Source organism: Bifidobacterium sp. LH_413, from assembly GCF_056357015.1.
Map to the genome: position 1 here is coordinate 23,255 of NZ_JBKEVK010000002.1, position 14,439 is coordinate 37,693.

Consider the following 14,439-nt stretch of genomic DNA (forward strand, 5'->3'; position numbering starts at 1 on the left):
CCGCGGCCCACGCCGCCGGGAAGACGACGGCGGGCTTGGCTTGGGTGCGGTTGGCGCGTTCGATGATGGCGGCCACGTCGGCGGGGGCGATGGCACCGGCCGCGTCATCGCGCGTTTCTGCCACGATGGCGGCGTAGTGGACGCCTTTCTCCAGTTCGCGGTCGATGCGGCGGCCGAATCGCAGTTCACGCGCCTCGTCGGCGGTGATGGCGACGACCGGCATCGCGCCGCACGCCGCGTCGGCCATGCCGACGGCACGCGCGCGCAGCCAGTCGCCACGCGCGTCGCCGGACAGTCCTGCGGGCGTGTCGAGCACGCAACGGTTGCGCGTGACGGTCTCGCCGTCGCGGTTCGTGAACGTCTTCGGCTCGGCGTGCGCGGCGATGGCCTGCATCGCGGCATCGCCGGTCCCGGTGGTGCCAGCGGTCCCAGCGGTGCCAGCCGCATCGTCGCCGATTCCGGCGGCGTCCGCGACGGCCGGGAGGACGGTCACCTGCGCGAGACCGGAACGGTCGTCGGACAGCGCGAACCGGCCGACGCGCGTGCGCCGCAGGCGGGTGAGATACCCGCCGATGCCGAGCGCCTCGCCGAGGTCGCGGGCGAGCGCGCGGATGTACGTACCGGACGAGCAGCTCACGCGCACGTCCACGTCGATGACGGGGACGACGGCTTCCGTTTGTTCGACTTCGGGACCACCCTCGGGACCACCCTCAGTCGGCTCCGCCGACAGCTCCCGCCAGCGGGAGCGGGAAGTGGAGTCAGTTTGCAGCGGGGAGGCGGCGTCGCTCGTGCTCGCGACGCCGTCGCGCGTGGCGAGCACGGTGAACTCGCTGATGTGGACGGGACGCGCCTTCAGTGCGACGTCCTTGCCGGCGCGCGCGAGGTCGTACGCGCGTTGGCCGTCGATTTTGATCGCGGAGAACGTGTTCGGAATCTGTTCGATGTCGCCGGTGAACCGTTCGGCGATCGTCGATGCGATGACGGCGCGGAGACGGGCGGCGTTCGTGGCGTCGTCATCCGCCGCGTCCGGACGACCACCCTCAGTCGGCTGAGCCGACAGCTCCCGCCAGCGGGAGCGCAGGGAAGCGGTGTCGGGCGCGATGATGTCGCCTTCGGCGTCGTCGGTGGTGGTGGCGAGGCCGAGGCGGATCGTCGCCTCATACGTCTTGTCGTGTTCGACGATGTACTGCAGGAGGCGCGTGGCGCGGCCGAACCCGATGACCAGCATGCCGGTGGCCATCGGGTCGAGCGTGCCGGCGTGCCCGACCTTCTTCGTGTGCAGCGCGGCGCGCACGGCCGCGACCGCGTCGAAGCTGGTCACGCCCTGCGGCTTGTCGACGATCAGCAGGCCGTCGGCGCATGTGGTGGTGGTCATCGGCATTCTGGGCACCTCCGCAGATCTCTCCCTCATCGGGGAGGCAATGTCGTCATTCGGCGTCGTTCGCGGTGACGTCGAAATCGTCCATGTCGTCGAAATCGTCGTCGGAATCCGCATCGTCGTCGAAGCCATCCGCCTCGGTGTCGGCGTCTTCCGGCTCATCGTGCTTGTACGGGTCGGCGTCGCCCGCGTACTGGGCGGTGGCGCGCGCCTTGGCGAGCTCCTCGTCGCGCTTGCGCGCGATGGCGAGGATGTCCTCGATCTCGTGGGCCTCGCCCGGCACCTCGTCGAACACGAACTGGAGCTGCGGGGTGAGGCGCAGGCCGGCCTTGTGGCCGACGAGCTTGCGCAGATGGCCCTTCGCCTGGTCGAGGGCCTGCTGGGCGCGCTTGCGCTCACCCGCCTCCTTGCCCTCGTGGCCGTACTGCGTCCAGTAGACCTTGGCGATCTGCAGATCGTTGGTCACGCGCACGTCGGTGATGGTGATGTTCGTCAGTCGCTTGTCATGCAGCTCGCGTTCGATGGAGGACGCGATGACGCGCTGGATCAAGGCCGCGATGCGCGCGGCGCGGGGATTCGTTCCTGCCATGAAAGTCCTTTCGATGATTCGCTCCCGCATCCGGGGAAGGGGGAGCCCATACAGGTTGCTCCCCCTGTCAGGGGGAGCTGTCGTCGTAGACGGCTGAGGGGGTCGACCGCCGGATGACGGCGATCGCCGGCCCCCCTCAGCCTCACTTCGTTCGGCAGCTCCCCCTGACAGGGGGAGCATGAAAACCGCCGCCTCCGCTTCCCGCGGAGGCGACCATTGTGCGCTACTTGCGCTCGACCTCGCGCATCTCGAAGGTCTCGATGATGTCGCCGAGCTCGATGTCGTTGAAGGTGCCGAGGTTGATACCCGCCTCGTAGCCTTCCTTGACGGACTGCACGTCGTCCTTGAAACGACGCAGCGAGGAGATCTCCAGGTCGTTGACCGTGGCGACGCCGTTGCGCAGGATACGGCACTTCGTACCGCGCTTGACCTCGCCGTCCTGCACCATGACGCCGGCGATGTTGCCGAACTTGGAGGAGCGGAAGATCTCGCGGATCTCGGAATGGGAGGTGACGACCTCCTCGTATTCCGGCTTGAGCATGCCCTTGAGGGCCGCCTCGATGTCCTCGATGGCGCGGTAGATGACCGAGTAGTACTTGATCTCCACGCCCTCGCGGTCGGCGAGGTCCTGCACCTGACGGTTCGGACGCACGTTGAAGCCGATGATGACGGCCTTGTCGACCGTGGCGAGATTGACGTCGTTCTGGGTGATCGCGCCGACGCCGCGGTGGATGACCTGGATGCCGACCTCGTCGGACACCTCGATCTTCATCAGGGAGTCCTCGAGCGCCTCGACGGAGCCGGAGGAGTCGCCCTTGATGACGATGTTGAGCATGTCCACCTCGGACTTGGCGAACTGCTCCTTCAGGGACTCGAGGGAGACGATCTTGCGGCGCTTCGCGAGCTGCGCGGCACGCTCGGTGGCCTGGCGCTTCTCGGCGATCTGACGCGCGGTGCGGTCGTCCGGGGCGACGAGGAACAGGTCGCCTGCGGTCGGCACGGAGGTCAGGCCCAGCACCTGGACCGGCGTGGACGGGGTGGCCTCCTTCATGTGCTTGCCGTTCTCGTCGAGCATGGCGCGCACGCGGCCGTACGAAGTGCCGGCCACGATCGCGTCGCCGATGTGCAGGGTGCCCTGCTGGACGAGCACGGTCGCCACGGCGCCGCGGCCCTTGTCGAGTCGCGCCTCGATGGTGGCGCCGCGGGCGTCCATATCCGGGTTGGCCCTGAGGTCGAGGTCCGCGTCGGCGGTGAGCAGCACCGCTTCGAGGAGCTTGTCGACGTTGATGTTCTGCTTGGCGGAGATGTCGACGAACATGGTGTCGCCGCCGTACTCCTCCGGCACGAGGCCGAACTCGGTGAGCTGGCCGCGCACCTTGTCCGGGTTCGCGCCCGGCTTGTCGATCTTGTTGACGGCCACGACGATCGGCACGTGGGCGGCCTTCGCGTGGTTGATGGCCTCGACGGTCTGCGGCATGACGCCGTCATCCGCGGCCACGACGATGATCGCCACGTCGGTGATTTCCGCACCGCGGGCACGCATGGCGGTGAACGCCTCGTGGCCCGGGGTATCGAGGAACGTGATCTTGCGCTTCTCGCCGTCCAGCTCGACCGTCACCTGGTAGGCGCCGATGCGCTGGGTGATGCCGCCGGCCTCGCCCTCAATGACGTTGGTCTTGCGGATCGTGTCGAGCAGTCGGGTCTTACCGTGGTCGACATGGCCCATGACGGTGACGACCGGCGGACGCGGCTTCAGATCCTCGTCCTCCTGCAGCTCCTCCTCGTCCAGGTTGATGTCGAACTGCTGGAGCAGCTCCTTGTCCTCCTCCTCGGCGGAGACGATCTGGATGTTCCAGCCGATCTCCTCGCCCAGGATCTGGAACGTGGACTCGTCGAGGGACTGCGTGGCCGTGGCCATCTCGCCGAGATGGAACATCACGGTGACGAGGGCCGCCGGATTGACGTTGATCTTCTCCGCGAGGTCCGCGAGGGAAGCGCCCTGGCGCAGGCGGATGGTCTGACCGTTGCCGCGCGGGATGCGCACGCCGCCGATGGTCGGCGCTTTGATCTCCTCGTACTCCCTGCGCTTCTGCAGACGGTTCTTACGCGCCTTGGAGCTCTTGCCGCCCTGACGGCCGAACGCGCCGGCCGCGCCGCCGCGACCGCGACCGCCGCCGCGCGCGGGACCGTTGCTCGGACCGCCGTTGTTCTGGAAGCCGCCGGTGCCGGTGCCGGAGCGGAAGCCGCCGCGGGCGCCGCCGCCCTGCGCACCGCCCTGACCCGGACGGTTGTGGCCCCACTGGCCCGGACGCGGAGCGCCGCCCTGCCCCGGACGACCGTTGCGGAAGCCGCCGCGGGCGCCGCCGCGACCACGACCGCCGCCGTTGCGGCTGTCGTTCACGGTCGGACGCGCCATCGGATGCGGACGCGGGATGTCACCGGGCGTAGGCGTGTGCATGCCCTGCTTGCGGCTGAACGGATTGTTGCCCGGACGCGGGCCCGGGGTGTGCGGACGCTGGCCGGCCTGACCCTGCTGGCCGCCGTGCTCCTGGCCGGGACGCGGAGCGCCCTGCTGGCCGCCGCGCGGCTGGTTGTTGCGCGGGCCCGGAGTCGGGGCGCCGGTCGGACGGCCCTGGCCGCCGCGACGCTCGCCGCCCGGACGCGGGGCGCCGGAACGGTTCTGGCCGGGGCGCTCACCGCGGCGCTCGCCACGATGTTCGCCGCGCTCGCCGCGATGCTGACCGCGATCGCCGCGCTCGCCGCGGGAGCCGGCGCCGGCCTGCGCGCCGCCCTGGCCGGGACGATGCTGGCCCGGGTGCGGGGCGGACGGACGCGCGCCCGGAACCGGACGCTGCTCGTGCTCGGCCGCGGCCGAAGCCGGGGTCGGCGCCGCCGGACGCGGGCCCGGAGTCGGCGCGGAGGACGTGTGGGAGGTGTGGGACGCCGCCGGGCCCGGAGTCGGGGCCGGAGACGGATGATGCTGGCCGGGACGCGGCGCGGACGGGGCCGCCGGACGCGCGCCCTTCGCGCCGTGCGAGCCGGCGCCGTTCTGACGGTTGCCGCCCTGGCCACCGTTGCCGCCCTGCTTCGCGAAGGCGGACTTGAGCTTGCGAGCCACCGGGGGCTCGACCGTGGAGGAGGCGGACTTGACGAACTCCCCCATATCCTTCAGCTTCTCCAGCGCGGTCTTGCTGTCGATGCCGAGTTCCTTGGCAATTTCATAAACGCGTGGTTTCGCCACTACTTGTTCTCCTATCCGTGACCACGCGCCTGCGCGGTCAAAACTTGAAGACGACGAGCCTGTTCATCGTGCGACCATGATCGTGTAATCCTCGTTCTTTGGCCGGGCATGCTTACGCCCGGCATACCGCATCAAGCATACTCAAAGCGCTGGATGTGGGCACGCCGGGCGCAAGCCTTCCGGTTACTTCGCTTCCGGGGCCGATTCCGGGGCGGAGGCGGCGTCGCCGGACGCCGCACCGGCAGCCTCGGCGGCCTCAGCGGCCTTCTCCGCGGCGACCTTCTTCGCGTGGGCCTCGGACGACTCGATGCCGATCTTCCAACCGGTAAGCTTGGCGGCCAGACGCGCGTTCTGGCCCTCCTTGCCGATGGCGAGCGACAGCTGGTCGTCATGGATGAACGCGATCGCGGTCTTGTTCTTCTCGCTGATCACCTGCACGCCGGTCGCGACGGCCGGGCTCAGCGCGGAGGCCACGAACTTCGCCGAATCGTCGGAGTAGTCGACGATGTCGATCTTCTCCGGTCCGAGGTTCTCCATGACGGCGCGCACGCGGGCGCCGCCGGGGCCGATCAGCGCACCCTTCGGGTTCACGCCGTCCGTGTTCGCCTTGACGGCAATCTTCGTACGGGCGCCGGCCTCACGCGCGATCGCCATGATCGACACGGCGCCGGAGACGAGCTCCGGGACCTCGCGCTCGAACAGCTTGCGCACGAGCTCCGGGTGGGAACGAGAGACGATGATCTCCGGGCCCTTCACGCCGCGGCCCACGTTCACCACGTACACGCGCAGACGCTGGCCGTGACGGTAGCGCTCGCCCGGCACCTGCTCGCGGCGGGGCAGGATCGCCTCGACATCGCCGACGGCGATGTGCACGTTGGACGGGTCCTTCACGTCCTGCTGGACGATGCCGGTGATGAGCTTGCCCTTCTGACCGGAGAACGCGCCGAACACGCGCTCGTCCTCGGCGCGGCGGAACAGCTGGGTGATGACCTGGCGCGCGGTGGCGGCGGCGAGACGGCCGAAGTCGCGCGGGGTGTCGTCGTACTCCTCGCCGAGCGTCGGTGCCGGGTGCGGGTCCTCCTCGGTGGGGGTGCCCGGAATCTCGTCGGCGGCCCACACGGTGAACGTGCCGGCGCGCTCGTCGAGTTCGACGCGCGCGTGCTTGGCCGGGTGCGAGGTCTTCATGTAGGCGAGGCGCAGCGCCTCGGCGAGGGCCGCGTCGAGCGCGGCCGGGTCGATTCCTTGCTCGGATGCGAGCTTGTGCATGCCTTGCAGGTCCAGTTCCATGTCGCAAGACCTCCCTTGAGTTCAGTTATATCGGCTCTTGGCCCATTTGGTCACAGTCGATGTTTACTCTACTGTTTTATGCAGACACTTCGAGATTCAGCCGTGGGCGCGCGGGGCACGGGCCCCGGCGCCGTCATCGCCCGTCTCGCCTCGCGCCGCAGGTCGCGTCCCCTATCGCATCCCACGTCATCGCGTCTCGTCTCGCGTCTCGCCGCATCCGTCGCCGTATGCGCATTCGTCGCGCCGCTGGCGGGATGCGCCACGCCGCATCTCGAAGCGCGCAACACGGACGCGACGAAACTCGGCGCCTGCGAAAGCGCCTACCTGACCGCGCAGGCCGGCACCGGCGGCGACGCCGGCACGGCCGACGCGCAGCCGACGATGATGCGTTACCTCAACGGCCTCGCGGCGACGGACGCGTGGCTCACCGTCGCCTCCGTCTGCACGTCGCGGTTCGCCGAAGGCGCGTTGCGCTCGGCGCAGGTCGCCTACCGCACCGAGACGCTCGGCGCGGCGCTCGGCGTCGCCTCGCCCACGCCGCCGACCGTCGACTACGGCGACGTCGTGCGGCTCGACGCGGGAGCCGACGCGTTGGCGGCGATGTCGCTGGCGGAGGACCGCGCCGGTTTCGCGCTCGAGGTGCTGGCGGCGCGCGGCGTCGACGACGCCACGCTCGCCGCCTCCGACAACCACAAGACCGCCGCCCAGCGCCTGTTCACGCTGTCCGGTGCGAGCCGGGACCCACGTCAGAAGGTGTACGCCGTCGACGAGCTTCTCGCGCATCCCGACACGATCGAGGATTCCGCGGCCGGCGTGACAGCGCCGACGGTGGCCGTCGTCGAGATGGACTGCGCCCGCGCCTACCTCGACGCGATCGGCGGCGTCGACGATGCGGATTCGTCCGATATCGCCGCCGAATCCGATACGTCCAACAGCACCGCCACCTACGATTCGACGACTGGTTCCACGACGGATGATTCCGGATCGGCCGCCGGCTCCGGCTCCGCGGAATCCGGCTCGGGCACCGCCGATTCGAGCGGCACCGGTTCGTCCGACGCCTCGGGCACGGCCTCGTCCCCGTCGCGCAAGACGCTCGCCTGGCTGGCCCGCATGGCCGCCGCCCGCGCCTGGCGTGCGATGGAGCTCGGCTACCCCTCCGCCGACTCCGCCCTCTTCCGCTGAGAGCCCGGCTTGGACCCCTCTCTACGGAACATCGCCTCCCTCTGACGGGACATCGCCGTGAAGCAAACGCCAGAGGCGTTTGCAGGCGATGTGCGAGCCGACAGGCGAGCCGATGCGAGGTCGGCCGTAGGCCGTCCGTGATTGCGGACGAGGTGTCATCGCGAAGCGATGACGGAGGGAGAGAAGATGAGCGGCCGTAGGCCGCGGGAACATCGAATCGGCCTGCGGCCGATGCCGTATCTTCCGCGGCCTGCGGCCGCTGTCTCTCCCCCAGTCAGCCTTCGGCTGACAGCCCCCTCGTCAGAGGGGGCCAGAGAACGGCCGCATACGAAAAGGGCTTCGGGAATCCCGAAGCCCTTGATATCGCGGATAAGGCGAGATTCGAACTCGCGGAGGGGTTCGCCCTCACACGCTTTCGAGGCGTGCTCCTTAGACCGCTCGGACACTTATCCAGTCGTCACGTAAAACGCAACCTGTTCATTATAAGCCTGTTCGTCCGATACGCAAATCACCGCGCGTCGCGCACGCACCACATGCATGCCGGCCCGCACCGCCGCGCGCGACCCGCCGCTACAGCTCCTGCTCGTGGACGGAGGCGTTGACCCACTGGCTCTGCTGGACGTTGTATCCGGAGAAAATGCCAATGTCGAGCATGCAGTCGCGGTAGTCGCGGCCGTGGGCGATCGTGATGTAGTTGTCGTCGACCATGCGGTTGTGGGTCGGGTCGAGGCCGATCCACCGGCCGTTGTGATAGATCTCCACCCACGCGTGCGTCGCGCCCTCGCCGCCCAGCAGGCCCGCGATGTAGCGCGCGATCAGCCCGCAGTGGCGCGCCACGGAGAGCATCACGTGCGCGTAGTCCTGGCACACGCCCTTGCGCTGCGCCAACGCCTGCTCGGCGGTCGTGCGGATCGTCGTGGATCCGGGCGTGTAGACGAACGCGCGGAACACCTCGTCCATGATCTCGCGCGCCTTGTCGATCGGCGAGGCGCTGTCCGGCAGGGCGGCGAGACGCCCGCGGCAAATCGCCGTCAGCGCCTCGACCGCGGGCCCCGGGATCGTCAGCGCGGAGTCGAACCGGTAGAGCGGCTTGTAGATCTCCGGCTTGATGTGCTCGTTGTCGACGAACGCGATGCCGGTCACCTTGTAGTTGAACACGTCGTGCGGCTCGGGGATGTACCCGGTCTTCACGACCGAATCGAACGAGTCGATGGTGGTCTCCAACTCCACGTCCGGTTCGATGTCGATCTCCACGTCCACGACCTGCTGGCGCGGGCCGGTGGCGGGGATGCACCGCAACTGGAACCGGTGGTCGGTGACGGGTGAGCTGAAGCTGAGCTTCATCTCATAATCAAACACCAGTTTTTTCATGCTTCAGGCTCCGGGAAAGTGGACGGCATAGGAACGACATACTGTCTTCCAACTTTACCAGTGTGACCCAGGTCACGGCCTGCGCGCGTCCATGTTCATCGAGCTCAGCGAGCTGCCGTCCTTGATGTCGCCGTGGATGGACCGCCGGCCGAAGTCGCTGAGGAACTCCTGCAGGCGCCCGTTGAGCTCCGGGTAGCCGCGCTGCGGCAGCTGGCCGAGCAGCCAGCTCACGCCCTCGGCGAAGCACTGCGGCAGCGGCATGCCGTCGAGCGCGTGCGCGTAGGTCTCCAGCTTGCGCAGCGGCGCCTCCATCTCCGCCATCGGCATGCCGAAGCGCGTGTACAGGTCGATGCGTTCGATGTACTTGCCGATGAAGATGAACGCCTTGAGCGTCATGTCCGCCGCCGAGTTCTCGATGCCGCCCCAGAAGGCGAGCATGTCGTCGGCCACGTCGCGCTGCGTGTAGATGTCCTCCGCGCTGGCGGAGCGTTCGGCCGCGTCGGTGATGTTCGTCATCGCGAGCTCCACGTACTGCAGCAGACGCGACGACAGTTCCGGACGCAGGATGACCGCGTTGTTGAACGCGGCGACGATCGCGGAGCGCACCGAATCCGGGTTCGTGCCGTCATAGAGGAACGAGTGGATGAACGTGTCGAAGTCCTCGAAATCCTCCGGCAGGTCGAGCGCGCGGGCGAACGGACGGAACGCGTCCGGGTTCTCGTCCATCACGCGGTCGTAGAACGGGAAGAACTGGACGAGCGTGGTGAACGCGCGTTCGGTGTAGCGGCCGAGCCAGTACAGGTTGTCGGCCTTGGATGCGGTGACGAGCTGGAGCGAGTGCTTGCGCGCATGCGGCATGAGGTTCACCGATTCGATCTCGGCGCCGCGCGCGAAGTCCTTGCTGCCGTCGGACGGGGCGAGCACCCACGTGTCCTTGAAGCCGCCGCCCTGCGAGGAGTTGACGATCATCTGGCCAGGCACGGACGAGTAGCGGGTCAGGCCGGAATACCACACGTGCGTGTTCTGGCCGGTCACGACGAACGCGCGCAGGTCGCACTTGCGCGGGCTCCGCTCCCCCGTCGCCGGGTCGACCACGTCGATGTCGCGGAACTGGATGATCTCCTGCGCGATGAACCGGCGCGGGTCGGTCTTGATCTTGTCGGCCAGCTCCTCGCGCTTCGCCTTGTCGAGGTCGCGGCCGAAGACCACGCCGTAGCCGCCTGCCTCGGCTACGTCCTTGATGACGAGCTCGCCCATGCGGTCGAGGACCTCCTTGCGGTCCTTCTCGAACATCGGCATGTAGGTGGGCGCGTTGTGCAGGATCGGCTCCTCGTTGAGGTAGTACTTGATCATGCGCGGCACGAAGTAGTAGATGGCCTTGTCGTCGGCGGCACCGTTGCCCGGCGCGTTGACGATCGCCACGTTGCCGGCGCGGTAGGCGGACAGGAGTCCCGGCACGCCGATCACCGAATCCGGGTTGAACGCGAACGGGTCGAGGAAGTCGTCGGCGAGTCGGCGGTAGACGACGCCGACGCGATGGCGGCTGCCCGCGTAGTCGAGGAAGAACAGTTTGTTCTCGACGACTTCGAGGTCCTCGGGGAAAGCGAGTGTCGCGCCGGTCTTCTCCGCCAGATACGCGTGCTCGAAGAACGCGGAGTTGTAGCGTCCCGGCGTGAGCACCACGGCGATGCCCTCGGTGGAGACGAAGTCCATCGACTTGCGCAGCAGGCGCGGGTAGTCGCGGTTGTCGCGCACGTGAATCTCGCGGAACAGTCGCGGATTCGTGCGTCGTTCGATGTCGCGGGCGAACAGCGGGTAGCTGGCGCCGGACGGGATGCGCAGATTGTCCTCGAGCACCCACCAGCGGCCGTCCTCGCCCTGCACGAGATCCTCGCCGGCGATGTGCGCGAACACGCCGCCGGGAGGCGTCACGCCGTTGACCTGCGGGTAGTAGCCGGCGGACGTGTACACGAACTCCTCGGGCACGACGCCGTCGTGGATGATCCGCTTCTCCGAATAGATGTCCCTGAGGTAGGCGTTCAGCGCGTTGACGCGCTGCTTCAGGCCAGCCTCCAGCTCGTCGAACTCGTCGGATTCGATGACGCGCGGAATCGGGTCGTAGGGGAACAGACGGTCCTTGTACACGCCGTCCTTGTACACGCCGAACCGCACGCCGTTGCGGCTCAGTTCGCGGTTGATCTCCTCACGTCGCGCCACCAGTTCCGCCGCAAGCCTGCTCGCCGCCGATTCAATCATCGTGCCACTTTCCTTGTGATGGGTCTTGTCTTTCGTACCCGACTCACCGTAGGAAGACCCGGTTTCGGCAAACGCGCGCCAATGTTACGAACACGTCACCGCCGCATCGTCGCAATCATCACAATCGTCGCATCATCGCGTCACTGCATCGCCGCACCATCACCGCCGCATCGGCGCTGAACCGTATACTCGTTGGCTATGACACGACTGCGCATCGACCTGGCATACGACGGCGGCGGCTTCTACGGATGGGCCACGCAACCGGACATCCGCACCGTGCAGGGCACCATCGAGGCGGCGCTGCACAAGCTGCTGCGCGTGCCCGAACACGACCCGGACGAGCCGCTTCGTCTCGTCGTCGCCGGACGCACCGACACGGGCGTCCACGCGAGCCATCAGGTCTGTCATCTCGACATCGCGGAATCGACGCTGGAACGCGCCGTCGGGCACATGAAGGTGCCGGCGGCCACCGCGCTGGAGCATCGTCTGCAACGTCTTCTGCCGATGGACATCGCGATCCATCGCGTGTCCGTCGCGCCGGACGGCTTCGACGCACGGTTCTCGGCGCTGGAACGCACGTACGTGTACCGGATCGCCGACCGCGCGAGCGAGGTGGACCCGCGTCTGCGCGGCTGCGTGCTGCACATCGACGACACGCTCGACCTGGACGCGATGAACCGGGCGGCGGCGATGACGCTGGGACTCCATGATTTCGGTTCGTTCGCGACGCCGAATCCGGGAGGCACGACGATTCGCGAGGTGAAGCGCGCCGCGTGGACGCGCGTCCCGTCGCGCCCGCTGGTACCGGCGCGCGACGACGTCGCGACGCACGGTACCGGCGACGACGCGACGATCGGGTACGTGACGCCGACGCTGGAGTCGGGACTGGTGTGCTTCACGATCGTCGCGGACGCGTTCGCGCGCAACATGGTGCGATCGCTCGTCAACGCATGCGTCGCGGTGGGCATCGGCAAACGCGATCTGGACTGGTTCGCCGGCAAAATGGCCGTGCCGAAGCGCGAGGGATCGACGGGACCGATCGCGCCGCAGGGACTCACGCTGGAACACGTCGCCTACCCGCCCGACGACGAACTCGCCTCCCGCGCCGAAGCGATCCGCGCCGTCCGCACGTTGCCGTAACGCTTCCCCGCGACTCACTTCCCCACTTCTCCACAACCCACCTTTTCACAACCCACCATCCCATCACTCACCTCCCCATAGCGCCATCTCTCCCATGGTGCGGCAACACACTTTCTCCACAACGGCGGAATTCCGCCATTTTCGCCTACCGCACCATGGGTGTTTTACCGCACCATGGGAGGTTGAGTGGGTGATGAGTGGGGTGGATAGGTGGGATAGGTGGGATGGAAGAGAAGGAAGAGGACTTGGGTGGGTATGCGAAAGGGGTCGGGAACCCTGGTGGATTCCCGACCCCTTGTATCGCGAGTCAGCTGACGCTAACGGCTCACTCGGCCTGCTCGGCCGGAGCCTCGGTGGCCTCGGCGGCGGTCTCGGCCGGAGCCTCAACCGGAGCCTCGGCAGCCGGAGCCTCGGTCTCGGCGGACTTGGCGGCGGCTTCGGCTTCCTTCACGACGGCCTGCTTCTTGCTCACCGGCTCGGTGACGAGCTCGATGATGGCGGCGGGCGCGTTGTCACCCTTGCGCGGGGCGATCTTCACGATGCGGGTGTAGCCACCCTCACGCTGCTCCATCTGCTCGGCGATCTGGGTGAACAGCACGTGCACGACGGACTTGTTGCGGATGACGCGCATCACGCGACGGCGGGAGTGCAGATCACCGCGCTTGGCGAAGGTGATCAGGCGCTCGGCCAGCGGACGAAGGCGCTTGGCCTTCGGCAGCGTGGTGACGATGCGGCCGTTCTGGAACAGGCTGGTGGCCATGTTCGCGAGCATCAGGCGCTCGTGCGCCGGGCTGGAGGCCAGACGCGGGCCCTTCTTAGGTGTGGGCATAGTAACTCCTTATGTCAGGCCGGTTCAGGTGGGCAGTGGCCCGAACATCCGAACCGGTCGGACGGTTGGTCGAATGCGGCTAACGGGTTCTCACTCGTCTTCAGGCGAGAAGAAGGTGCCGCCTTCGAGATTGTTGGCATCGAAGCCACCCAGCGGGGAGGCCTTGAGGGACATGCCCAGAGACTGGAGCTTCTCCTTGACCTCGTCGATGGACTTCATGCCGAAATTGCGGATATCGAGCAGATCCTGCTCAGTGTGGGAGACCAGCTCGCCGATGGTGTGGATACCCTCGCGCTTCAGGCAGTTGTAGCTGCGCTGGGTGAGGTTGAGATCCTCGATCGGCACGGCGAGTTCGGGGTTGGACTCCTCCGCCACCGGGGCGGGGCCGACCTCGACGCCTTCGGCCTGGGTGTTGAGCTCACGGCACAGGCCGAACAGCTCCACCAGGGTGGAACCGGCAGAAGCCACCGCGTCGCGCGGGGAGATGGCCGGCTTGGTCTCCACGTCCAGGATGAGCTTATCGAAGTCCGTGCGCTGTTCCACACGGGTCGCCTCGACCTTGTAGCTCACCTTGAGCACCGGGGAGTAGATGGAATCGACCGGGATGCGACCGATTTCGTCATTGTCCTGCTTGTTCATCGCAGCCGGCACGTAGCCACGGCCACGCTCGACGGTGAACTCGATCTCGAGCTCGCCGTCCTCCGCGAGGGTGGCGATGTGCATGGTCGGGTTCGCGATGGTCACGCCCGCCGGCGGGGTGATGTCACCGGCGGTGACCTCGCCCTTGCCGCTCTTGCGCAGGTACATCACGACGGGCTCGTCGTACTCGCTGGTGAGCACGATGCCCTTGATGTTGAGCAGGATCTCAGTCACGTCCTCCTGGACGCCCGGCAGCGTGGTGAACTCATGCAGGGCACCGGAGATACGCACCGAAGTCACAGCGGCTCCCGGAATCGAGCTCAGCAGGGTGCGGCGCAGCGAGTTGCCAAGCGTGTAGCCGAAGCCCGGTTCGAGCGGCTCGATGGTGAAGCGGGAGCGCTGGGGGTTCAGCGATTCCTCGGTAAGAGTCGGACGCTGTGCAATAAGCACTGTGGTATCCTTTCAGCTTTTGGCCGGTGGTGCACTCACCGGGCCAACAGCGGGTTGGATGAATATTGTCTAGTAGT

General features: G+C 67.6%; 9 protein-coding genes, 1 tRNA gene and 1 pseudogene. 2 read left to right on the plus strand and 9 right to left on the minus strand.

Annotated features, from left to right (window positions below; translation table 11 throughout):
- Positions 1–10: 10 nt before the first annotated feature.
- The 4 genes and pseudogenes from AC1AYN_RS04400 to nusA all read right to left on the minus strand — a co-directional run.
- A pseudogene (locus AC1AYN_RS04400) lies at positions 11–1,381 on the minus strand (tRNA pseudouridine synthase B); the annotation flags it as partial.
- 46 nt (positions 1,382–1,427) lie between these two features.
- Positions 1,428–1,967, minus strand: a complete 540-nt coding sequence (rbfA, locus tag AC1AYN_RS04405) for a 30S ribosome-binding factor RbfA (RefSeq protein ID WP_476502895.1) — start codon at positions 1,965–1,967, stop codon at positions 1,428–1,430.
- 223 nt (positions 1,968–2,190) lie between these two features.
- Positions 2,191–5,208, minus strand: a complete 3,018-nt coding sequence (gene infB, locus AC1AYN_RS04410; protein WP_476502896.1) for a translation initiation factor IF-2 — start codon at positions 5,206–5,208, stop codon at positions 2,191–2,193.
- Positions 5,209–5,391: 183 nt separating this feature from the next.
- The gene (gene nusA / locus AC1AYN_RS04415) at positions 5,392–6,495 is read right to left on the minus strand and encodes a transcription termination factor NusA (RefSeq protein WP_476502897.1); all 1,104 of its coding nucleotides are present in this window, start codon (positions 6,493–6,495) and stop codon (positions 5,392–5,394) included.
- A gap of 78 nt (positions 6,496–6,573) precedes the next feature.
- Between nusA and AC1AYN_RS04420 the strand changes: the two genes are divergently transcribed.
- Positions 6,574–7,677 (plus strand): hypothetical protein, encoded by a 1,104-nt coding sequence (locus AC1AYN_RS04420; RefSeq protein ID WP_476502898.1) that lies wholly within the window; start codon positions 6,574–6,576, stop codon positions 7,675–7,677.
- Between the two features lie 366 nt (positions 7,678–8,043).
- On the opposite strand, the gene AC1AYN_RS04425 is transcribed toward AC1AYN_RS04420, so the two are convergent.
- From AC1AYN_RS04425 to AC1AYN_RS04435, 3 genes are all read right to left on the minus strand, one after another.
- Positions 8,044–8,129: transfer RNA gene (locus AC1AYN_RS04425), tRNA-Ser, on the minus strand.
- Between the two features lie 118 nt (positions 8,130–8,247).
- Positions 8,248–9,048, minus strand: a complete 801-nt coding sequence (locus AC1AYN_RS04430; protein ID WP_476502899.1) for a transglutaminase family protein — start codon at positions 9,046–9,048, stop codon at positions 8,248–8,250.
- 72 nt (positions 9,049–9,120) lie between these two features.
- Complete coding sequence (locus tag AC1AYN_RS04435) at positions 9,121–11,304, minus strand: circularly permuted type 2 ATP-grasp protein (RefSeq protein ID WP_476532346.1); 2,184 nt, start codon at positions 11,302–11,304, stop codon at positions 9,121–9,123.
- A gap of 198 nt (positions 11,305–11,502) precedes the next feature.
- Between AC1AYN_RS04435 and AC1AYN_RS04440 the strand changes: the two genes are divergently transcribed.
- Entirely contained in the window at positions 11,503–12,444 is a 942-nt protein-coding gene (locus AC1AYN_RS04440; RefSeq protein WP_476502942.1) for a tRNA pseudouridine synthase A, read from the plus strand.
- Between the two features lie 325 nt (positions 12,445–12,769).
- Here the strand turns inward: AC1AYN_RS04440 and rplQ are convergent, their stop codons facing one another.
- Together rplQ and AC1AYN_RS04450 are read right to left on the minus strand one after the other, a co-directional pair.
- Positions 12,770–13,273: a 50S ribosomal protein L17 gene (gene rplQ / locus AC1AYN_RS04445; RefSeq protein ID WP_101622008.1), complete on the minus strand. Its 504-nt coding sequence runs from the start codon at positions 13,271–13,273 to the stop codon at positions 12,770–12,772.
- A gap of 90 nt (positions 13,274–13,363) precedes the next feature.
- Positions 13,364–14,362 carry a DNA-directed RNA polymerase subunit alpha gene (locus AC1AYN_RS04450; RefSeq protein WP_476502901.1) on the minus strand — a complete coding sequence of 333 codons (999 nt, stop codon included), beginning with the start codon at positions 14,360–14,362 and terminating at the stop codon, positions 13,364–13,366.
- Positions 14,363–14,439 lie beyond the last annotated feature (77 nt).

What these genes read in the sequence shown, in the direction of transcription:
- rbfA (WP_476502895.1), bottom strand. Translation starts at nt 1,967, where the DNA reads ATGGCAGGAACGAATCCCCGCGCCGCGCGCATCGCGGCCTTGATCCAG.
- nusA (WP_476502897.1), bottom strand. Translation starts at nt 6,495, where the DNA reads ATGGAACTGGACCTGCAAGGCATGCACAAGCTCGCATCCGAGCAAGGA.
- AC1AYN_RS04420 (WP_476502898.1), top strand. Translation starts at nt 6,574, where the DNA reads ATGCAGACACTTCGAGATTCAGCCGTGGGCGCGCGGGGCACGGGCCCC.
- AC1AYN_RS04430 (WP_476502899.1), bottom strand. Translation starts at nt 9,048, where the DNA reads ATGAAAAAACTGGTGTTTGATTATGAGATGAAGCTCAGCTTCAGCTCA.
- AC1AYN_RS04435 (WP_476532346.1), bottom strand. Translation starts at nt 11,304, where the DNA reads ATGATTGAATCGGCGGCGAGCAGGCTTGCGGCGGAACTGGTGGCGCGA.
- AC1AYN_RS04440 (WP_476502942.1), top strand. Translation starts at nt 11,503, where the DNA reads ATGACACGACTGCGCATCGACCTGGCATACGACGGCGGCGGCTTCTAC.
- rplQ (WP_101622008.1), bottom strand. Translation starts at nt 13,273, where the DNA reads ATGCCCACACCTAAGAAGGGCCCGCGTCTGGCCTCCAGCCCGGCGCAC.